Below are 21,410 nucleotides of genomic sequence, written 5' to 3'. Positions count from 1 at the left end.
CCTTCTATTCAAAACTACCAAAGGTAAAGTCTTCTCCCAGGGAATAGAGGACAGAAGCCCTCGCTGGGAAGGAGGGACGGATGTGATCATCTAGATTTGAAATGACCTCCCACTCCAAATAATTCGCTACATCTTTGATAAAGTAAATCCCGAAACAGAGAGCTGCCAAAGGAATATAATGCTTCTCATCGAAGGACACACCAAATGTATGAGTGGTATAGGCCTGCAGCTCATCAGCCAGTCCTTTCAATTTGAACTGAAGATTACTTACACAGTGGTCATAATGCTCCGTTTCAATCCCAGCAAGCTGAAGTAAATGTTTGATTTCTAGTAACTGATCTAAGAAACGCCCGCCTCTTTCTGCTAGTTCCGGATATTCCCCCACAGAGGATGCCTCTTGTAGCTCAAGATAGGTACACAGATCATGATGGATTCGGGATAGCTTTTCAAAAACAGTAAGTCTTTCCATATCTCGAGCCGTAAACATCTCTATATGAATCAATTCATTGGTTAACGCCTTTAATGCCAGCAAATCTTGCTGAACAACCGCTATGATTTCATGAACAGCATAGAATAGATCGAAAACATTCTCATGCTCTGCATAGTGAAGCCGGTCGATATACCCTGAAAATAGAAGACTGATTCTTTCCATCGACTCCCTGTCCACCTCGAAAGATTCCTTATGCGGTTCCTTTCGAAATTGGTTTAGAACGTATTCATGATAAGAACCTTTGACAACAGCTGTTGGTGCTTTTTTATTTCTTAACATGGGGTATCCTCCTTTAACGATCGTAATACCTGTATTATGCAGTGGTCCCCCCTGAAAAGTTGGTCAATCTTGTCAATTTTGCAGAAAAAAAGCCCCATTCTCTGTGAGAATGGGGAATGGGACTTCACTGAGCTAATGTATTGTCTCTAAGATAGGTCTAACCCACAGCCCTTCATCGTCTGCGGACACAGAAGCCTCTATTTTGTTCAAAAGAACCCATTTTGGGGAAGAAACGGACAGGAGAGCCCTTATTTGCTTCTTTGGATGGATTTTGGAGCAAAATTGCAAGGAATAAGGGCCTGTGTGTCCGGTTAGTACCGAAATTCCTGTTTTTTTCAAAAATAAGGACTCCTGGGGCCGCCAGCCACCATACAGCTGCTCATCCCTGACGAAAAGGTCTTCCTCCTCATCCTCACCGCTCCACGACAAGAAGATCGTATAACCGTGGGCTCCTCATCCTGACATTTTCCTTGATTCGTACGGGCTTATCAGGATATATCCCACTGCTTGATGTGGTATCGATGTTTAGCCATTTTACAGCTTCTTCCTGATTGCAGAGGACTTCATCCCGCGGAGCATCGAGAGGTCCAAAAATCCCACTAAACCCCATGCCACTCTCCCCGGTTTGGTTAGCCAAAGCGATATAGGTGTTGCATTCGACGGCACGCATTCGCCAGAGATGCCAATGAGCAGGATCATCGCCAACAAAAGCGTATTCTGGGGAAAGGGGGAGTCTTGTCGCCTTAACGGACACTGGATGAGGCGCCATCACCGCAGCAGGAACAGCCATGACATCCGTTCCCCAGACGGCAAGTGACATCGTAGACTCGGGGAAAAGGCAATCATCTCCGGTTAGTAAGCCGACTCTCCCCAGAGGCAGATCGACATAGACAAAGCCATCCCGCCCCGCTTTGGCCCATCTCTTATCCGTAGCATTCAGGTGGATTTTACGGTATTTGCCTTGGATCCCCTTATCAGAAACCAACACAATCGTGTTATAAAAATCTGCCGACTCTTTTTCCACGATCCCCAGCACAATACTGAGCTTCGTTTCTTTCGCTAAACGGATCAATCTACCCATCCTAGCATCATCGGATGCCAAGTCGACGGCCGCCTGTTCCGCCTCAGCCAAGGAAGTGATTCTCCCATGGAAAGCGAGTTCCGGTAAAACAAGCAGCTCCGCGCCTTGATTTGCTGCCCTGTTAGCGGCCTCTGCGATTTTTCCATAGTTGCCTTCCAGATCCTCTCTCTTCGGTTCAAATTGATAGATTGAAAGGAACGATTTCTTCCCCTGTGGTAAGGGATTTTCATCATACAATCGGTGAACCAGTAAAGGATTGTTGAGATACAAATTTAAAGGGAGAGCTAGATAATGTTTGGGCTGTCTATCTTTTAGCTTATTTTTTCTGTGATCTAGATCAATCTCCCCGTACACAATCCCAACCCCGTCATCGATATAGTGGACCAGCTTCCCATCCGGATCAATCAGAGAGGTGCCCCCTGAGAATTGTACGCCTCGCTCCCGATCACTTCGATTGGCTGAAATCACATAGACCCCATTCTCCCAAGCCCTGGTAAACCAAGCGGGTGCTGGGCATTTTTCAATATTCCAATTGGTAGGATTGCAAAGCACTTCAACCTCTTGAAGTGACAGCATCCTAGCAGGCTCGAAAAACGTATAGTCCATACAAATGAGGCAGCCGATTTTCCCGAGCTCCGTTTCAAAAACCGGAAAACCCAGATCCCCTTCCTTCGACCATTTGGTATCCGCTGCATAAAGATGCGTTTTTCGATACTTCCCGATGATCCCCTGTGGTCCAATGAGTACGGCAGAATTGTAATAAATGTCTGTCAGAGGATCGACCTCAGCCATGCCAAGCACGATATAGCATGAAAATTGCTTCGCCATCTGCTCAAAACGCTCTGTCGTTGGTCCTGGAATCGGCTCTACCTCTCCCTTGATTTCCTCACGGTTAAAAAAGCAATAGCCTGTCGTTGCCATTTCCGGCAGGACGACTAATTTCGCTCCATGACTCGCTGCTTCTCTACACCTATCCAAACATTGTTGGATATTTTCCTCCTTTTGACCAAGAGTTGGGTTAAATTGTATGGCTGCAGCTTGATACTTTCTAGGCACCATCTCTCCCCCTTTTACTGATGAATGGAAGGATCTGAACTTTGTTCCAACTGAACTTCTTGATCCATGACATCTTTTCTTAAGTACTGATTGATTGGTTTAAATAAACTCAGAATATAATAGACACCTGCGCTTACGATCATCGACAACCCTGTCGCTGTTGTGTATAAGAATATGTCACTTTTAATCACATAATTGATTGGATCATAAACAAGGAAATAGCTGTACAGACCTAATCCGTATGCAATTAAAACTGGTATATTAAAGCCACCTGTATATTTATAGGCGTTATTTCCTTTGATCTGAAAAATAGCCTTCAACGAAAACCTTTGTTTTCTAACCAAATAGAAATCCGTTAAGAGCAAAGCAATCATCGGTCCACTGGTAGCCCCTACAACGGCTAAGAATACACTATAGTATTCAAACACCCTACCCCAGAAGAGTAAAACAATACACCAAACAGACCAGAAAATCGCCACCTTTTTATAATTCCAATCTGGCTTAATGATTTTCGTACTTACTGTAAAACTATAAAGAGCTACGGCCTGGGTTGTCACATTGGCGACCCCGATAAAAATCAACGAAAGGATCCCCAAAGTTGGTCCGCCCAATTCGATTAACCACTCGGTAGGATCCACACTTTCCTTACCCGTTGCTGCAACCATCGCTAGAGCGGTTAAGGCACCAATACAAATGAATATAGCCATAATTACTGAAAAACCGCCCACATGGCCCCAATAGCTGGTTCTTTCATTCCTGACAAGCCTAGCTAGAACACCTAATGCAGCAAACCAAGCAAAGATAAACGCGATATTCCATTCCATGACCATCATATAGTTTTCAAACGGACCGCCATAAGCATCTGGATATAAAGGTTTAATGGCGGCTAACTCAGAAAAAGAATAGCTCCGAAACACGAGAAATATAATCACAACACCGACAAGCATAAGGCTTGGGACCATAATTTGCGTCGCCCTTTTCACCGCGATTGGACCCCTTAATGCAATCCATCCGCCAAAGATAATACAGGTAGAAGCAATCCATGGCTTCCAGGCCTCTCCAACAGGGATCCCTGCGGAATCTAACAACAAGGTGATTGAGTTCGCGTATAGATCAGCGTTCACCGCTTCATAACCAAAACTGGCCATGATCGCTAAGACCGCCATCACCACAACACCTAAATAACCGAATAAGGCCCTTTGATAGACCCAAAGATCAATCCCATACCTCGTAGGAATCAGAACAGCCAAGCATAAAATCAATCCAGAAAACGTCATTCCAAAAAGCGTAGAAGTGATCGCCTCTTTCACTCCCACAAGGGTTGCGATATATCCTCCTTGTACATAACACCACGTTGCAATCGCCCAGGCTCCAGTGACAAGCAGGATATCCCAAAACCCATAAATCCTTTCCTTGTGAAGAATCGGGATAATCCCATAATAGACATCATTATTTACTTGATTTACCTGTGAATCCTTCCTCATTCTTTCCCTCCAATGTAAGTTTATAAATTGCCCCAAATTAGACCTAAAACACAGATCACCGCAACCACCAAAATACCAAGAACATCCTGCCTATTAAATGTTTGTCCATAATCATAGGCGGGGTTTTCCAGCATTTCCACTCGTTCCTCAATTTCTTTCTCCAGCTTTTCGAGCAAGTGATTTGTCCTCCTTTCATTTCATAATAAAACCGGTACGAAACAGATTCTCACCTCCTTCAAAAATATTGCGCAAGCTGAAAGGTTACTTACTCCAATTACTTAGGTAGCGTTTTTCTTTATCACTTCTCTCGAGTAGTGATAATCTCAGAGGTCAATGCTTTGAAAGTTGTAACGAAAAGGTGAATGTGATAGGCCATGAAGCAACAAAACCATTGATAGTGGGGAAGGGAAAACGTGGTGGGGGCAAAGCGCCCCTGAGTCCAAGAAGAGGTAACCTTCAGCTTTACTAGAAACAGCTATTAAATTATTTGTATTTTCTAATGATATTGTATTGATTTAAATTTGTCAAAATTCCGTGTATGTTGTTTGGTTCTTTCATCATTTAACTTCAAAAAGCCCCAAAGCATAAAAAATGTAAAGCGTTTCTTTGCTTCATTGCTAGAAATTCACTTTCTTCTTATAATCTTTTTAAAAAAGGAGCTAAAGTGCATGGACCAGGTGAAACAATATGGATCGATTTTAGTAGGTACGCTGATCATTGCATTAGCTTTTAATGTATTACAAAGTCCAAATGAAATTGCTTCAGGCGGATTAACTGGAGCCTCCCTTGTCCTCAGTTCCGTCTTTCATGTTTCTTCGGCGATTGTTTTATGGGGATGTACCTTACTTTTATTGATCATTTGCGGGTATTTTTTGGGTCTTGGGACCCTTTTCAAATCGGTGTTCGGTTCCTTACTGATTCCTTTTTTTGTTGATGTCACGCGTGGATTGGCTCCCCTTACACATGATCCACTATTGGCGGCTATCTATAGCGGTTTAGGTGTGGGGCTGGGGTTAGTTTTGGTCTTTCGGGCAGGGGGGAATATCGGGGGCTTTACTTTAATTACCCAGATTCTACATAAGAAAAGAGCTGTCAAGCATAGTACATCGATTTTGTTCCTCGACGCCACCGTCATGATCGCGGGGGGATTGGTTTTCTCGCCAGAAAAGGCATTGTACGCACTCCTTGGCGCCTTCGTGACGCGCATGACGATGGAGTTTATCCAGGGGAAAAGTCAAGGCTCCAAAGTCGCCTACATCATCACCTCTGGCGAATTTGAAAAGCAAATTAGTCAGACCATCCTGCATGAATTAGATAGAGGACTAACAAGAATATCGGGCGCCGGTGGATATACCAATCATGAGAGAGTCATCATGGTCACCGTCCTAAGCCCAACGAAAGTCAACCCACTCAAGGCATTGGTCCAAGCGATTGATCCGCTGGCTTTTATCATTTTGTGTGAGGCAACAGAAGTAGTTGGAGAAGGCTTCTCCCGAAGTTTTGCTTCCGCCGTTTAAAGGGGCTCGCGGGGCCGAGCGATGAAGACGTTTTGGTGTGGGGCGCGGTCGGGCACCCTGATGAAGGGGAGTTGGCCTGAGTGACGGGGGCCTTGACCAGGGTTCTCATGACCAAAACTGAGCAGGCGAGACGAGGAAAGGGTCATGAGCAGTGCTCTCATGACCAAAATTGAGCTGACGAGCCAACAAAATGGTCTTGACCGGGGTTCTCATGACCATATCCCAGCTAACAAGCCAACAAAATGGTCTTGACCGGGGCTCTCATGACCAAATCACACCTAACCAGCCAGCCAAAAGGGTCTTGAGCAGAGCCCATGTATACCCGCACAAAAAAACCCCTGGATTCCTCTATCCAAGGGTCTTTCACACAAATCACTAATCCTCGATTGCCACCACCGTAACTGGGGCACCGATGCAATCTCTGGTCATAAGCGGAAGGGCCGTCAGCTTCACCCGCTTTTTCGTGATCTGATTCAGGTTACACAGAGCCGCTATGATGTAGCCGTGTGCATGGAGCGGCCAGGACGCTGCCCAGTCGGGCCAGGATTTATCTTTAGTATAGTGCTTGAGATACGTTTTTGCTGTTTCGGATGGGAACGGGGTACGCAGCCAAGGTGGGAGGTCGACCCACTCCTTTTTCATATGCTTCCAGCCGCAGGATCCTACATAGGCCACGTCGATGGCAACGGTGTCGCTTTTCTTTTGCTTCATGATTTCTGTTAAACGGATGGAGCCATCTTCCCGGAAATGGGGAGTCTGGATCGCGTAGTTGTCCCCTATCTTTTCATAGCGTCGATCATTGCCCCACCCCGTGCGGATTAAGACGATATCGCCTTCGCGGTATTCCGGATCCACTGCCACATAGCGTTCAATGTCTTCCGGTGTAATTTCCTCTTCCGGACCCTTTGGTATATCGATCACCACGGCGTCGCGGTTAACAAATTTATTTAGGTCAATTTCCCCAATCGTGGGTGCGGTGTGATCAATGGTCGCCGCCATCATCAGCCGGGTCCCGGTTTCGGAGTGTAGGGAAATAGCGTCGATCCGCACCCCATTTTGTTCTAATGTCACAATCGGTTCCTGCCGATAAGGGGCATCCCAAGCCCATACGTTTCCTACCGGCATTCCAGGATAAAGTGGTAAGGTTAGATTAATTACATTTGCCATCTCTCAATTCCTCCTTCTATTCTTCTAAAGCTACAACATTACAAGTCGCACCGCGGGCCCCTTGGACCTTCAATGGCAAGACGGAAAGCTTCACACGGGACTTAGAGATTGCTCCCAAATTACACATCGCTCCGATATACATCACGTCGGCTGAGTTCAGTACATTGGGAGATGGGAAATCCTCATAAGCTTTCTCCCGCGAATATTGGGCAAGGAAGCGCTTTGCTTCAACGGATGGGAAGGGATTCCTCTCCCAAGCTGGCTTGGAGCCCCATAGCGGCAATTGGTATTTTCTACCGCCACCCCAGTATGGAATATCCGTACCGACAAGATCTGAATCATGCGCTTTCATGATTTCAACGAGCTGCTCTGCTGCTTCTTTGGAATAGTGTGGTGCGGTGCGAGCATAATCATCGCCAATCTCGACCCATCTTTCGTTATCACCCCAGCCGGTGCGAAGGATGATGGCATCCTTGGTGCGGATTTCAACCCCTTCAAAGGCGTTGATAATATCCCTTCCACTCACTTCATAGTCAGCCGCAGCAGGCAGATCCACAACAACGGCATCCCTCATCATCAAGGTTTCTAAAGGCAACTCATGTACTCTAGGTGCTTTGGGATCCTGCATCGCACGAATCATGAGGCGTGTTCCGGTTTCGGAGAACATTTTGATCATGGTTAATTCATAGCCATTAAACGAATCCTTCGTAATTGTTTCGGTTTGAAAAGGGACATCCCAAGCCCAAACATTTCCTACTGGCATATATTCATATAAAGGTAAAGTTAAATCGATCCACTTAGACATACATTTTCCCTCCAATTTTGTAAGTTTAAATATCAATTGTTTTCAGGTAATTCACATGGTAACTTGGCCAATAATCCACCATCTGCTGTGTAGACGCCACCCGTCATAAAACTGGCTTCCCGGCTACAAAGAAACACCACCAAATGGGCAATTTCCAAGCTTTCACCTAAGCGCCCTACAGGGTTTGCCTTGCCCCATTCCTCCAACGTTTTCTCCCCTTCAAATCGTCCAGCCGATTTAATCACAGCAGGGGTGTAGGTCGTGCCGGGACAGACTGCATTGACTCGGATATGGTCCGCGGCATGATCGACAGCCATCGCCCGGGTTAATGCGTTGATTCCCCCTTTGGAAGCGGTATACGCTACGACATTCTTTTGCGAAGCAAAAGACTGCACCGACGAAATATGGACAATCGAGCCGCCGCCCCCCTCGATCATTTTGGGTAAGCAGTATCTAGACGTCAGGAACATGCCCTTCAGATTAACCTGCATTACCTGATCCCATACCTCCTTATCTAGTGTGAGAACATTGCCGGCAGCCCGGATCGCAGCGGAGTTGACTAGAAAATCGATTCGACCATAGGATTTCACCACCTCATCCACCATGGCCACCACTTCTTTGCTTTGGGCCACATCTGCTTTAATCCCCATGATCTGATCATTACCGGTGTCCTTGCTAACCTCAAAAGCCGCATTGATCGCCGCATCGCCAGCATAATCGATAATGGCTACAGCTGCTCCCTTTTGGGCAAAAACACGCGCCGTTTCCTTGCCAATTCCGCTTGCCCCGCCCGTCACAATGGCCACTTGGCCGTCAAAGCTCATCGCATGTCCTCCTCTTCATTTTCAATCACAATGGCCCGGGCAGGTGCCCCTTCGGAGTTTTCAAATTTTAAAGGCAAGCACAGGAACTGTACGCGATTTCCTGTAATCTGGGACATGTTGCAAAGATATTCCACAAGTAGAATGCCTTCATTGAGCAAATGGATATGTGTCGGCATTTCTTTTAAGCTGAATTTCCCTCCTTCAATCAACTTCATGGGATAATCCTGTGGAAAATCAAAGCCTACCACCATCGGCTTTTTATCCCTCAGCCAGATCGCCGCCTCCTCTGTAACATAAGGGGCCCGGATCCAATACTCTTTGCTGTCTGGACTAAAGTGAAGATCCCAGCACGTTTTCAGCAAGATGATTTTCTCATTCATCCTCACATGCTCTGCCTTTTGCAAATCCTCGACAGTAATCGGATCATCTGGCTTTTTGTATGAAAGATCAATCACTGCAGCCTCCCCGCTGTAGGAATCGACAGCCATTTGCTCTATTGTTGCTTCTCCAGACTTGCAGTGCAGAGGGGTATCCACATGTGTAAAAGCATGCGCCCCCATGTAAAAGGCAGAGGATCTGAAATCATTTCCTTCCTTGAAGTCTTGGACGACGTGCTCTATCTTCCATCGCCAGTGGTTTCGAATCGTCATCGAGAGATCAATTACGTTCATACTATGAAGCACCTCCTTTTATTTGAAGAACAAGGATGGAATCCAAGTCGTTAAAGATGGGATAAACATCACCAACAATAAGGCGATCAAGAGGAACGGAATAAACGGCAGGATCGCTTTCATCAGATCTTCTAAGGACATGTTGGCAATTTGACTAACTGTAAATAAACTTAATCCAAAAGGCGGTGTGCACAATCCAATCATTAAGTTCAGAACCATCATGATGCCAAAATGGACCAGGTCAATTCCTAACACTTGCGCAACCGGTACAAGCAAGGGTGTCATGATAATGAGGATCGCTGTAGACTCCATCACCATCCCCAGGATAAGCAAGATCACATTGACAACAATCAGAAAGGCTGCCACACTTCCAGCACTGGATGCCCACTCCGACAAGACGCGCCCCAGCTGTGCCCGGGTTAACACCCAGGAAAACGCCGATGCAGTAGAGATGATGAACATAACGACAGCAGAGGTCGTGATGGTTTCCATGAGAATTTCTGGCAGCATAGAAATTTTTAACTCACGATAGACGAAAAAGCCTAGGATAAATGCATATAAAACGGTGAAAGCTGCAGCTTCCGTAGGGGTAAAAACCCCCAGCGTAATTCCTCCTACGATCAAAACAGGTGTCATCACCGGGAAAAAGGAGGCCAAGAAGTCATCTTTTACCCTTTTAAGTGAAAAAGGTTCCCTTGGATAATTCTTACGGATAGCAAAGTAATACACCATGATCATTAAGCATGCGGCGATCAGTAATCCCGGTAAAATTCCCCCCAAAAAGAGTTTTCCGACTGACACCCCGGCAATGCCTCCGTAAATTACCATCGGGATACTCGGTGGAAAAATCGGTCCAATCGTTGCGGAGGCACATGTTAAGGCCGCCGAAAACTTTTTGGGATAGCCTTGTTTTGTCATCGCTTCGATTTCAATTTTGCCAAGTGCCGCACTGTCTGCGATCGCCGATCCGGAAATCCCCCCGAAAATGATACTAGCTACCACATTGGAGTGCCCTAACCCTCCTGGAATGTGTCCAACTAACGAGGTGGCAAAAGCGAGGATCCGATCGGTTACCCCGGCCCTGTTCATGATGCTTGCTGCCATCATGAATAAGGGAATCGCCACGAATAAAAAGGAATCCACCCCAAGCAGCATTCTCTCCATGACGATATTTAGCGGGATATTCATCGTAGCCAGAATGGCAATCATCGTGGCAATCCCTAACCCAAAGCCTAAAGGCATCCCAACAATCGATAGAAATGTAAAAAGACCAATTACCATAATCAGGGTCATAGATTTTCAACCCCTTCGCCTACTTTGACCTCGGCCTTCGCTTCTCTGAAGGTGACAAAATCGTGATGGAAAAAAGATAATACATGAATCAGCATCAGAAAGGCAGCGATCAGAATGGGCAAATACAGCCAAGCTGCTGTAATTCCCGATGCGGGAAGCACCTGTGCGCTCACGGAAATCGTCAATTTCGTGCCAACCACCAGGATGACGGCGAAAAAAATGACATAAAGCGTGTTACAGATCAGGTCCACCAAGAACCGAAGTCCCTCTTTTGTCCGGTCATAGAAAAAGACGAACTTGGCATGACCCTTTGCCTTAAACACCATACCGGCCCCTAAAAACGTGCACCAGAGAAAAAAGATTCGCGAATAGTCATAGGAACTGACAATGCTTATATTGAAGGCGTACCTAAGTAGTGCGGTAACAAGCACATTTAAAAATAGCAAGCAGACGAGCACCATGACCAGCCTTCTGGTCCAGGTATCCAATACATCGCTCAGCCTTTGAATCAGCATGGGTTCCCTCCTCCTTTGCTGAATGTTAGCCGGAAGGTGTGCCCTTCCGGCATCGAACTACCACCCTAATTCTTTAATCGATTTGATCAGGTCAGCACCCAAGGTTTTTTCCCATTTGTCATAGACCGGTTGCACTGCCTTAATCCATGGCTCATAATCCGTGATTTCTGTAATTTCCATTCCCGCATCAAGTAAGGATTGCTTATATTTTTCATCTGCTTCCTTCTGCAATTGGTTGTAATAGACTGTCGCTTCCTTATAAGCACCATTGATGAGCTCTTGATCCTCTTTGGCGAGGGAATTCCACCAATTGAGATTGGCCGCCACGACTTCGAAATTGTTTAGATGGCGGGTTTCCGTCTTATACTTGTAGCCCTCGAAAAATTTCTGAGTATATGTAATTGCATATGGATTTTCTTCCCCGTCGATCGTTCCCGTTTGTAAAGCGGTATACACTTCCGTCACCGGCATAACCGTCGCGTTCGCTCCGAGGGCAGCTATCGTATCCTTCAGCATTTCATCCTCATATACACGGAGCAGGAGTCCCTTCATGTCCTCCGGTGTCTTGATCGGGTGCTTGCTGTTTCCTACATTGCGGAAACCAACCATCCAGTAGCCCATTCCATGTACACCTTGCGAATCCAGACGGGATAAGAGTTGGTTGGAAATATCACTTTCCACAAACTTGCTCACATGGTCAAAATCTTTGAACAGATATGGCAAGGACAGTGTTAATTGTTGTTGATCCACCGTACCAAAAGTTGAAGTCGATACCATCTCAATGCTTCCATTCATGACGCTTGTCATTAACTCCCTGGATCCCCCCATTTGTGCTGCAGGATAAACGTTTACCTTAATTCGCCCACTTGTTTTCTGGTCGAGGATTTCTGCAAACTTTTGCGCTGCCAAATGTTCCGGGTGATCCATCGGCATAACGTGTCCAAATCCAAATTCTATTTTTTCTTGACTCCCTGCTGCCTTCTCTGGTTGTTGTGGCGCTTGTTGCTGTGATTGTGGCTGCTCTTTGGGCTGCTCAGTTGTAGCTTCTTGTGAGGATCCACAGCCAGTTGTTAGAAAAGCTGCACTTAAAACGATGGCTGAAAAAGATAAAAGCTTCCTCATTTTTCTTCAACTCCCCTAAAATTAATGGTTAATCGCTTACCCTTTTTGATTTTCCCTAGTTAAAACACCTTTCTAAAAAGTTAATCTAAGTTTTCTTTTGCGAAACTTTAGTTATTTATTTTTCTTATTTTGGTTAATCGCTTTACCTAGTATCCATATTAAAACACAATATTTCTACTGTCAATAATATTCTGAAACATATGAAAAATAATATTTGTTTGTTCTATTGTTACGAAATATGGTAATATAAATCTGAAATAGTTATAACTTTTGCAAGAAATATCTAATAACCGAGGAAAACGTTTTACCAAAATGAGGTGAATTAGAGGCATAATGAAGATAACAATGAAGGATATCGCAAAAGAAGCCGGTGTTTCCGTCACCACGGTTTCTCATGTAATCAATGGGACCAAACGGATCTCTGAAGAAACCTATACGAAGATTATGAGCCTGGTAGAAAAATACAGCTACGTCCCCAACACGATGGCCCAAAACTTGCGTCAACAAAACTCCAACATGGCAGCCCTTGTCGTGTCTAGTTTCCCTGATTCCTATATCACCAGCATTGTCAAAGCTGTAGGTGAGCGCGCACGGGACCGTGGTTACCACCTCCTTTTTATCAACACCAATGAAAATCAAAAGGATGAACAGGAAGCTGTAACACTACTTACTTCCCGGATGATTGATGGATTGATCTTATCCCCCACAACAAGGGATGCTAACTACTTGCAGCCACTGATCGAAAGGAAATTCCCCATCGTTCTAGTGAACCGTTATGACCCCAAACTGATCGAACTCCCATGGGTCACAGCGGACGATTTTCAAGCTGGGTATGATGGAACATACCATCTCATCGGCCACGGCCATCGAAACATTGGAATTATTTATAATTTCCCTGAGGTCACCACCACAACCGATCGCTTAGAAGGCTATAAAGAAGCATTGAAACAGTCGGGGATTCCCTTTCGGGAAGAATATCTTGTACAGGGCTATGGATCAATTGAGGGTGCAGCTTTGGCCACTGAAAAGTTACTAACCGCCCACAAAGAAATCACAGCCATCTTCGTTCTTAGTGACCGAATGACCATCGGAACGATTTCCGCGCTCAAAAACATGTCCAAAAAATGGCCAAACGATATAGCTCTAATCGGATATGGCGACTTTGAAGCTTCAACCATCATCGACCCTCCCATCACCAATGTCAGCCTACCACCTGATACCGTGGGAAAAACCGCATTCGATGCCCTGCTCAACCGAATACAAAACCCGAACTACAACAAGCACATCCAGCTGCCTACATCCCTAGTGATCCGGAAATCGTGCGGGTGTAATTAGGTTACGCGAGGTTTGCTCTTGGATTCCTGGGGCGGGGTTTGGGGTTTATCCAATAAATATGAAATGATAAAAAGCTGAACAGATCGACTGTCTGTGCCAGCTTTTTTAATTACGAGTGACTCCCTTCTCAGGCTGGAAGGCTCCGTTGCCATCACCAGAGAAACTGGAATGAGAAGATGTCCCCTGCCTACGTGTTCAAATTCTCTTCGGGTGAAAACTTCAACCCACCTTCTCCTTCGCTTATCGTGATGAAGCTGACATCAGAGATCTCAGTGTTCCAAGATGTAAACTACCTAAACGGACACAGGAGCCGCTATTTTAGTCAAAAGCCCCCATTTGGGGAATGAACCGGACAGGAGAGCCCTTATTTGCTTCTTTGGATGGATCTTTGAGCAAAATTTCAAGGAATAAGGGCCTGTGTGTCCGGTTAGCGCCGAAATTCCTGGTTTTTTTCAGAAATAAGGGCTCCTGGGTCCGCCAGCCACCATACAGCCGCTCAAGCAAACCCGTCTAACGATCCCATAGCCCGAAGACGGAGGCTGACCCCTTCTCTGAGGTGATACAATCAATCAATTAAGACAGTCCGATGATTTCTCCGTTTTCTGTTATATCCATTCCCTCGTAGGCGGGTCTTTTCGGAAGTCCTGGCATGGTCATAATATCTCCGGTTAAGATGACGATAAAGCCTGCGCCATTGGAGATTTTGACTTCCTGCACGTGGATGGTAAATCCTGATGGGCTGCCCAATAAAGAAGGATTATCGGAAAAAGAATACTGGGTTTTAGCCACACAGATAGGCTTTTTATCCAATCCTAATTTTTCAATTTCAGCGATTTGCTTTAAGGCACTTGAAGAAAATTTCACATCTTTTGCCCCATAGATTTCTTGAGCGATGATCGTCATTTTTTGTTGGATGGTGAGGTCTGTCGGATAGAGGGGTTGAAAGTGACTTGAGTGTTGTTCCATGGTTTCGATCACCATCTGTCCAAGCTCGATCCCGCCTTCACCGCCTTTTTTCCCATACATCACAAAGAGCGATTGGGACATTGAAAGAGGAGCAGAATTCCTTTAAAAACTGGATTTCTTTTTCACTGTCGGACACGAATTTATTGATTGCCACCACGACAGGAACACCAAACTTCTTGACATTCTCCACTTGTTTTCGCAAATTGCTTACACCTTTTGAAAGAGCCGCTACGTCTGGGACATTCCATTGGTCTTTGGCTACGCCCCCATGATGCTTTAAGGCCCGGATGGTGGCCACAACCACGACACAATCAGGGGCCAATCCACCAAACCGACATTTGATATCAAAAAACTTTTCGGCTCCCAGGTCGGCTCCAAATCCCGCCTCGGTAATGGCATAATCGCCTAATTTTAACGCCATTTTGGTAGCTAGAATGCTATTACAACCATGGGCAATATTCGCAACCGGTCCACCGTGGATGATCGCAGGCGTGTTTTCCAGTGTTTGGACTAAATTAGGCTTAATCGCTTCTTTTAACAGCATCGTCATGGCTCCATGAACCTTTAAGTCTTTGCAGTAGACAGGCTGTCCATCAAACGTATAGGCGATCAGAATTCTTCCTAATCGTTCTTTTAAATCCTCGAGATCCAAAGACAAACATAAAATGGCCATGATTTCCGAAGCCACGGTAATCATAAATCCATCTTCCCGCAAAAATCCATTGGTTTTACCGCCTATTCCCACAATGATATGGCGTAAGGCTCGGTCATTTATATCCATAACTCGTTTAAAAAGAATTCTTCTGGGGTCAATGTCTAGTAGGTTTCCATGATGAATATGGTTATCAATCGAAGCACATAGGAGGTTGTTTGCAGCCGTAATGGCATGAAAATCACCCGTAAAATGAAGATTAATATCTTCCATCGGCACGACTTGAGCGAAACCGCCGCCTGTCGCCCCACCCTTCATACCAAAAACAGGTCCCAAAGAGGGCTCTCTTAGGGCGATCACCGCGTTTTTTCGCATTCGCTGAAAAGCTTGCCCGAGACCTACGGATACCGTAGATTTCCCTTCTCCCGGCGGAGTCGGATTAATAGAAGTCACTAAGATAAGCTTTCCGTCTTTCTTCGTGGATGGTTTGTTAAGGATGTCCAAAGATAATTTCGCTTTGTATTTTCCGTAAAAATCCATCTCATCTTCGGAAAGTCCTAACCTTTCCCCGATGACTGAGATTCTTTCCATTTTTGCTCCCATTGCAATTTCTATATCACTTTTATAGGACATAGGTTTCCTCCTAGGGTTTATATAAGGGATAGTATGAGCTAGCGGCCTACTCTAAGTTTAAATGATTTTTCTGAAGAAACATGTCATAATTCGTAACAATCATTGAATCTTAATACTTTCTAAAAACAAATCGTTCGTTTAGTTGATATTGTTGACTTTTGGCATGTTCTCCAAATCACCTAACCACTGTTCCAGTCCATCAGGGAATTCATAATATACCCCCTTATGCAAATCCAATAATTCTCTCCTTTTCAAGTAATATCTAATTCCGTAGATATTGGAACCTTTTGAAGCAAGTGTAATTACCCCATCACCGAGCGGAAAAGGTTCATCTGATTTACCAATTTTTTTGGAAGTACGCAACTTATTTATAAAGTCTGAGACTTCATCTACATTTTGTATTTCATACCGCTCAGAAGCATTATTTTTCTCAACTTGCTCCATTGTTTGAATTCGTATTGCATCAATACTTCCAAAATCAACGTTGATATCACCCATTGTGCCCTTCTCACACGCCGACAATAATATAAGCAAGCTAATTCCTACAACGAATAAAAATATTTTGTTCAAATAAACCTCCCCTTTACAATTGCTTTATCCTATTCTATCGGTTTGGTGAATAAGAAAAGAGACGTTGGGTTGACTTTCATTTCTTTTCCATGCCATGATAAGGTGATCAAACTTTGTAAAAAGTAGGGAAATGAAATGAAGAAGGCTTTAATTTTAGGCTCGACTGGCCTGGTTGGCAGCCATCTGCTTGACTTGCTTTTGCAGGATGAGCAATATGAGCAGGTGATGGTTATAGTCCGTAACAGGTTAGAGATACCCCACCCAAAAATCCAGCAAGTAGTGGTCGAAGATCTGTCACAGATGAATCAGTATAAAGACTGTTTTCATGTCGATGATGTGTTCTGCTGCCTGGGTACAACCATGAAGAAAGCCAAGACCAAAGAACGGTTCAAACGAGTGGACTACGATCTGCCATACTTAGCCGCATCCATTTCCAAGAAGGAAGGGGTCCAACGATTTCTTTTGATTTCCTCGATGGGAGCGGATGTCCATTCCAGATTTTTTTATAACAGAGTAAAAGGAGAGGCAGAAAAATCGATCCAAGCGCTCCATCTGCCCGCTTTCTTTATCTTCCGTCCTTCCCTCCTCCTGGGAAAAAGAAAAGAATCTCGTTTGGGCGAAAGAATCTCGGGTTGGATCAGTAAACCGCTCTCCTTTCTAATGAAACAAAAATACCGCCCTATTCAAGCGGCAGACGTGGCATCGGCGATGCATAAAATGGCTCAAACCTACCTTCCCGGGACGCAAATTTTTGAAAATGATCAGATTCATGCGTTGAAATAAGGGTTGTCTTTTCTCAGGTCAAGCCCATTCCTGTCTTTTTTAAATGGTTGGGTATTGATCGCAGAAAAAACAGCCCTTTTTTCCATCTCTAGTGGGGGTATGTATAGTTACTTTAAGAGGAACGCGCATTGAATTCCCGCAATTTTCTAATTAGATGTTCGCTAGTCCCAAAATATCCTACATAGGTTCAAACTAGAAATTGCTTCACCAATCGTTTTGGGGCAGCTCTTAAGTACCCTTCCTTAATCAAAGCACCTAGCTCGTTCCAGTCGATCGGTTCGTCCGTCTTGACTGAAACCCAGCCGTGGTGGCCGATATACGGTGTTTTAAAAAATTTATCTTGCTGAAGTAAGATAAATTGCATTTCTTTGTCCGACTTAAAAGATAATCCTATACTTCCACCACTTTCACCCATAATGACAAAAGATTTCCCTTTAACTTTAAAAGTGGTGTGACCAAATCCGTCGACGATTTCCTCAACTTCCGGAAGGGTTTCACAAATTCCACGGACCTTTTCCAGAATCTCGATCCCGTGTTTTGATTGAATCGTTTTATCGTGTTCCATAAGTCCTCCTAAAGGAATCAAATCCTAAAACGGCTACCTCCTTTTCGAGTTAGAGCGTTCTAATTTTTGGGTAAATGACTTAGTATTGCCGCGGCCGCCTCCTTTGGCGACTCTAAAGGAACAAAGTGACCGATACCAGAGAGCCGTTTTAGCGTGAAGTTCTCAAAAAACTCCCCCAAACGATCCGACCATTCGACCTTCATTACCGGATCTGCCTCTCCCCAAACAACTGAGGTCTCTTGAATAATAGGTGAACTCGGGCTACTTCCACTTGCTTGTTTCGCTTTATCTGCTGCTCTGGCGCGGTAATACATAATACTGCTCAACAATGCTCCCGGCTCAGCATACCTATCCAATATGGACTGGAGATCATTCTCCTCAATGGATCCCTTTTCACCTGACCAATGTTCATAGAAATGGCGTACATACTTTCTTGCAGCTGAAGGCTCATTAGCAAATAATTGTTCAAATAAATCGAGGTTGTGTAAATGCTGGTACCAGAATTGAGGCTGAACGTCAGGGTCGAACCTTCTTGCTCCGATCCCGGGATAAGGCGGGTTAAAAAGAACCAATGATTTTATTCTCGAAGGGTACGTTTTAGCCAGTGTTTGAGCAATCGTCGCTCCAATATCATGGGCTGCAACAATCACCTCATCCACTCCCAAATGGTCTAAAATTCCAATGATATCCCTGGCTAATATGGCCGGGCTATATCCTGCAACGGGTTCAATCTTAGGTTTATCCGACAACCCAAAGCCGCGAAAATCCGGAACAATCACGTCCGCTTCTTTACTTAGTAACGGAATAACTTTGCACCAATCATACCAAAATCCAGGCCAGCCATGCAGCAATAATACAGGAATACCTTGGCCTTCCCGCACGTAATGGAGCCTGTATCCGTCAGGAATTTCCACATAATCATGCTTCAATAGAATCAACCTACTTTCTATAATTATGATAATCATAGTTTAATAAAATTGCCCTGTGATCTCAATATAAATATGAATCTAAACAGTCTGAATTCACTATGCGTGTGATGAGACAAGTTGCCTTGTCAATTCTAAGGTTTGTGACAAAGAGTCCTTTTCCTCATCTGTCATGAAATTCTTCGTCATTGATATTTCCGCATAGGGCATCTTATCTCCTCCTTATAAATGAATTCAGTTAATATTTGGACTAAAATATACCGTTCGGTATATCTTAGTCCAAAAAAAATTACCTTTTAAGAGAGGTAATGATCTCTTCCACTGTTTCCAAGGCGTTTAATAAATAGCTTGGTTGATTTGTGGACTTTGACAAAATAATCCCCCCCTCAAATAAAGTGATCATTGTTTGCGCAGTTTTGTGTGATTCAGCCGACACCCTAATTTCCCCACCCGATTTTCCTTCTTCAATAATGGAAACCAAGCTGTTTTCCAAACGATGTATGACATCCAATGCTAGATTTAACAAAGTAGGATGTGTATCATCTGAATCAATCAGCGTGTTCGCGATTGGACAACCGCCATTTTCAATAATATCTTTGTAAATATTCCTATATACGTTGGGGAAAACCAGTAATTTTTCGATTGGACTAGTTACACCATGCATATTTTTAAAAATTTCGTCTGTAATTTTGTTCACATTGAATAAAAAGCACTTCACAGCAACCTCATCTTTATCTTTAAAGTTACCGTATATACTCCCTTTCGTAAGTTTTGTTGCATGGGTTAAGTCGGATAAAGACGTTCCATAATAACCTTTCTTATTAAAAATGGGTGATGCTTTCTCAATAATGAAGGACTTTGTTTTTTCTGTTTTATTTGAATTCATAACCAAATAATACCGTTCGGTATATTTTTTGTCAAGGAGATGGCATAACCATCTTCCGAACTATTTTGTGATCCCCATTTTATCCATTTCCTTTTTGATCCATGTATAATATTTATCAAGTGCCTCTCTAAAGTGAACACTTGGTTTATAACCAATTTGCTCTTTATATTCGGAAACTAAAGGACCACGCAATGGTGCTTGTTGGACGAAAGGATCCATACCTTCTCCTACTTGAATCTGACAATCAGGGATTTTGTCAGCAATAAATTCGATGATTTCACGATTCGAGTACATTTTTTCGCTGCTTAAGTGAACACATTCTGGGGCATCTGGCGTTTTGATCACTCGGTAAATCCCTTCCACTACATCTTCAATGTAAGTGTAATTCGCCATGAAATCCAGACCAGACTTTTCATGAAGTTGATTGTTCTTTATAGCGTTCCACAAATAGTACGCGATCGGCGCATTCCAGTGCGGTTGACGAAGCTCTGGCAGCGGGCCAAAAACCCAAGAAACGCGTATATTTACTGCTTCCAACCCATAATTTACTCGGTAGCAATGGACGAGTTCTTCACTTAATTTTTTAGTTGTAGCGTATGTATTCATTGTGACAGCTGGCGTTGACTCATACATAGGATCTGTGTTGGTTTGCGTGCCGTAAATGGATCCCGAACCGATATAGATAAACTTTGGAACCTTGTGGATGCGAGCTAGTTCAAGCAAGTTAAGTGTACCAATCGTATTTGTTTCCACCGCATCTACTGGGTTATTTTTACAGTATTCCCCATTTAAATTGGCTGCCGAATGTACAATACAATCGATGTTATAGTTATCAATCAAAGAATCCAGTTGAAGGCGGTTTTTCACGTCCCCTTCTTCAAAATGCACGTGTTTGCAATTCGTAAAGAATTCATTTTCCTTTTGGACCTTTTTATCAAAAAGGACGACTTCGTGCCCTTCATCAGACAGCCTGCGAACGAGATTTGAGCCGATTAAACCAAATCCTCCTGTTACTAAAATCATGCAGAACACTCCTTATGTTTTAAAATATCAAGCCCAACTCTTCAAATGATTCTCCAGTTCTTCTAGAACCAAATCTAAATTTCTATCTTTTAATAATTCGATGATCCGAATATGCTCCTCAATTCTTTTCAATAATTGCATAGGGTTGCTATTCATCTTTCGACGAAGCCGAAACACTCTGCCGCTCACGTGCTGAAAGCCTTGAATAAACAACTCATTTCCCACAATCTCCAAGAGGTAAAGGTGAAAATCAACATCTGACTGAATAAACTGAACCACGTTATTTTGATTGACAGCCTCTTTTTGTCTCTCAATGATTTCTTGCAGATAAACATAGTGGTCTTCATTCAAGAGATGAACCGCTTGTTTTATAGAGGTTGATTCAATAGCAATACGATATTCGGTAATATCATTCAGTTCTTTGACAGAAAGATCAGGGATCGCTATGCCTTGGTTGGGCATAATCTTAATGTATCCTTCGTGCATCAATCGCTGCAGTGCTTCACGAATGGGAGTCCGGCTCATCTCCAATTCATTCACCAATGAATTCTCAGAGGTATACTGTTCATCTTCAGTTAATATTTTCTCTTTTATTTTTTCATAGGCTATGTCTTTCAATAGGCTCTTTTTACTCATAACGTTGTATCTTCTCCTCAAAAACCCATATTCTGTCCATCATCCAATCATCTATCAATATTAACAGGGACAGGAAACCAGTGTAGTCTAAATACTCACATTATACCCCAATCCCAATAAAAGGACGATCC

Annotated in this window: 20 protein-coding genes and 1 pseudogene; 3 read left to right on the top strand and 18 right to left on the bottom strand. The window is 44.0% G+C overall.

Going from position 1 to position 21,410, the window contains the following annotated elements:
• Nucleotides 1-4 precede the first annotated feature (4 nt).
• From J2Z37_RS16410 to J2Z37_RS16395, 4 genes are all read right to left on the bottom strand, one after another.
• Nucleotides 5-769 carry a hypothetical protein gene (locus tag J2Z37_RS16410; protein ID WP_209811366.1) on the bottom strand — a complete coding sequence of 255 codons (765 nt, stop codon included), beginning with the start codon at nucleotides 767-769 and terminating at the stop codon, nucleotides 5-7.
• 412 nt (nucleotides 770-1,181) lie between these two features.
• A complete protein-coding gene (locus J2Z37_RS16405) occupies nucleotides 1,182-2,906 on the bottom strand; it encodes a nitrilase-related carbon-nitrogen hydrolase (RefSeq protein WP_209811365.1) in 1,725 nt (574 codons plus the stop codon).
• Nucleotides 2,907-2,920: 14 nt separating this feature from the next.
• Nucleotides 2,921-4,390 carry a purine-cytosine permease family protein gene (locus tag J2Z37_RS16400; protein WP_209811364.1) on the bottom strand — a complete coding sequence of 490 codons (1,470 nt, stop codon included), beginning with the start codon at nucleotides 4,388-4,390 and terminating at the stop codon, nucleotides 2,921-2,923.
• Between the two features lie 20 nt (nucleotides 4,391-4,410).
• On the bottom strand, nucleotides 4,411-4,566 hold the full coding sequence (locus tag J2Z37_RS16395) for a hypothetical protein (protein WP_209811363.1): 156 nt from the start codon (nucleotides 4,564-4,566) through the stop codon (nucleotides 4,411-4,413).
• A gap of 492 nt (nucleotides 4,567-5,058) precedes the next feature.
• Here J2Z37_RS16395 and J2Z37_RS16390 point away from each other — a divergent pair, with 492 nt between their 5' ends.
• Complete coding sequence (locus J2Z37_RS16390) at nucleotides 5,059-5,907, top strand: YitT family protein (protein ID WP_209811362.1); 849 nt, start codon at nucleotides 5,059-5,061, stop codon at nucleotides 5,905-5,907.
• Between the two features lie 375 nt (nucleotides 5,908-6,282).
• Here J2Z37_RS16390 and J2Z37_RS16385 read toward each other — a convergent pair whose 3' ends face one another.
• The 7 genes from J2Z37_RS16385 to J2Z37_RS16355 are packed head-to-tail and all read right to left on the bottom strand — an operon-like array spanning nucleotide 6,283 to nucleotide 12,304.
• Nucleotides 6,283-7,074, bottom strand: a complete 792-nt coding sequence (locus J2Z37_RS16385; protein WP_209811361.1) for a cyclase family protein — start codon at nucleotides 7,072-7,074, stop codon at nucleotides 6,283-6,285.
• A gap of 16 nt (nucleotides 7,075-7,090) precedes the next feature.
• The gene (locus tag J2Z37_RS16380; RefSeq protein ID WP_209811360.1) at nucleotides 7,091-7,879 is read right to left on the bottom strand and encodes a cyclase family protein; all 789 of its coding nucleotides are present in this window, start codon (nucleotides 7,877-7,879) and stop codon (nucleotides 7,091-7,093) included.
• Between the two features lie 32 nt (nucleotides 7,880-7,911).
• Nucleotides 7,912-8,703, bottom strand: a complete 792-nt coding sequence (locus J2Z37_RS16375) for an SDR family NAD(P)-dependent oxidoreductase (protein ID WP_209811359.1) — start codon at nucleotides 8,701-8,703, stop codon at nucleotides 7,912-7,914.
• Nucleotides 8,700-9,374: a cyclase family protein gene (locus tag J2Z37_RS16370; RefSeq protein WP_209811358.1), complete on the bottom strand. Its 675-nt coding sequence runs from the start codon at nucleotides 9,372-9,374 to the stop codon at nucleotides 8,700-8,702. Before J2Z37_RS16370 ends, J2Z37_RS16375 begins: the two co-directional genes overlap by 4 nt.
• An 18-nt stretch (nucleotides 9,375-9,392) precedes the next feature.
• Nucleotides 9,393-10,667: a TRAP transporter large permease gene (locus tag J2Z37_RS16365; RefSeq protein WP_209811357.1), complete on the bottom strand. Its 1,275-nt coding sequence runs from the start codon at nucleotides 10,665-10,667 to the stop codon at nucleotides 9,393-9,395.
• Nucleotides 10,664-11,182 (bottom strand): TRAP transporter small permease, encoded by a 519-nt coding sequence (locus tag J2Z37_RS16360; protein WP_209811356.1) that lies wholly within the window; start codon nucleotides 11,180-11,182, stop codon nucleotides 10,664-10,666. The genes J2Z37_RS16365 and J2Z37_RS16360 overlap by 4 nt, the downstream gene beginning before the upstream one ends.
• 57 nt (nucleotides 11,183-11,239) lie before the next feature.
• Nucleotides 11,240-12,304: a TRAP transporter substrate-binding protein gene (locus J2Z37_RS16355; RefSeq protein WP_209811355.1), complete on the bottom strand. Its 1,065-nt coding sequence runs from the start codon at nucleotides 12,302-12,304 to the stop codon at nucleotides 11,240-11,242.
• Between the two features lie 333 nt (nucleotides 12,305-12,637).
• Between J2Z37_RS16355 and J2Z37_RS16350 the strand changes: the two genes are divergently transcribed.
• A complete protein-coding gene (locus tag J2Z37_RS16350; protein WP_209811354.1) occupies nucleotides 12,638-13,639 on the top strand; it encodes a LacI family DNA-binding transcriptional regulator in 1,002 nt (333 codons plus the stop codon).
• A gap of 573 nt (nucleotides 13,640-14,212) precedes the next feature.
• Here J2Z37_RS16350 and J2Z37_RS16345 read toward each other — a convergent pair.
• Both J2Z37_RS16345 and J2Z37_RS16340 read right to left on the bottom strand, forming a co-directional pair.
• Nucleotides 14,213-15,890, bottom strand: a pseudogene (locus J2Z37_RS16345) (formate--tetrahydrofolate ligase).
• 138 nt (nucleotides 15,891-16,028) lie between these two features.
• The gene (locus J2Z37_RS16340; protein WP_209811353.1) at nucleotides 16,029-16,460 is read right to left on the bottom strand and encodes a hypothetical protein; all 432 of its coding nucleotides are present in this window, start codon (nucleotides 16,458-16,460) and stop codon (nucleotides 16,029-16,031) included.
• Nucleotides 16,461-16,595: 135 nt separating this feature from the next.
• Here J2Z37_RS16340 and J2Z37_RS16335 point away from each other — a divergent pair, with 135 nt between their 5' ends.
• Nucleotides 16,596-17,243, top strand: a complete 648-nt coding sequence (locus J2Z37_RS16335; protein WP_209811352.1) for an NAD-dependent epimerase/dehydratase family protein — start codon at nucleotides 16,596-16,598, stop codon at nucleotides 17,241-17,243.
• Nucleotides 17,244-17,430: 187 nt separating this feature from the next.
• Here J2Z37_RS16335 and J2Z37_RS16330 read toward each other — a convergent pair whose 3' ends face one another.
• From J2Z37_RS16330 to J2Z37_RS16310, 5 genes are all read right to left on the bottom strand, one after another.
• Nucleotides 17,431-17,808 (bottom strand): MmcQ/YjbR family DNA-binding protein, encoded by a 378-nt coding sequence (locus tag J2Z37_RS16330; protein WP_209811351.1) that lies wholly within the window; start codon nucleotides 17,806-17,808, stop codon nucleotides 17,431-17,433.
• A gap of 59 nt (nucleotides 17,809-17,867) precedes the next feature.
• Nucleotides 17,868-18,737: an alpha/beta fold hydrolase gene (locus J2Z37_RS16325; RefSeq protein WP_209811350.1), complete on the bottom strand. Its 870-nt coding sequence runs from the start codon at nucleotides 18,735-18,737 to the stop codon at nucleotides 17,868-17,870.
• A gap of 286 nt (nucleotides 18,738-19,023) precedes the next feature.
• On the bottom strand, nucleotides 19,024-19,620 hold the full coding sequence (locus J2Z37_RS16320) for a TetR/AcrR family transcriptional regulator (protein WP_209811349.1): 597 nt from the start codon (nucleotides 19,618-19,620) through the stop codon (nucleotides 19,024-19,026).
• 60 nt (nucleotides 19,621-19,680) lie between these two features.
• Nucleotides 19,681-20,643, bottom strand: coding sequence for an NAD-dependent epimerase/dehydratase family protein (locus J2Z37_RS16315; protein ID WP_209811348.1), 963 nt, complete (start codon nucleotides 20,641-20,643; stop codon nucleotides 19,681-19,683).
• A gap of 27 nt (nucleotides 20,644-20,670) precedes the next feature.
• Nucleotides 20,671-21,279 carry a GntR family transcriptional regulator gene (locus J2Z37_RS16310; protein ID WP_209811347.1) on the bottom strand — a complete coding sequence of 203 codons (609 nt, stop codon included), beginning with the start codon at nucleotides 21,277-21,279 and terminating at the stop codon, nucleotides 20,671-20,673.
• Nucleotides 21,280-21,410 lie beyond the last annotated feature (131 nt).

Origin of the sequence: Ammoniphilus resinae (assembly GCF_017873965.1) — a bacterium.
Classification (GTDB): Bacteria; Bacillota; Bacilli; order Aneurinibacillales; family RAOX-1; genus Ammoniphilus_A; species Ammoniphilus_A resinae.
Note: the sequence above shows the minus strand (reverse complement) of the source record. Positions and strands in the feature narration are given on the sequence as shown.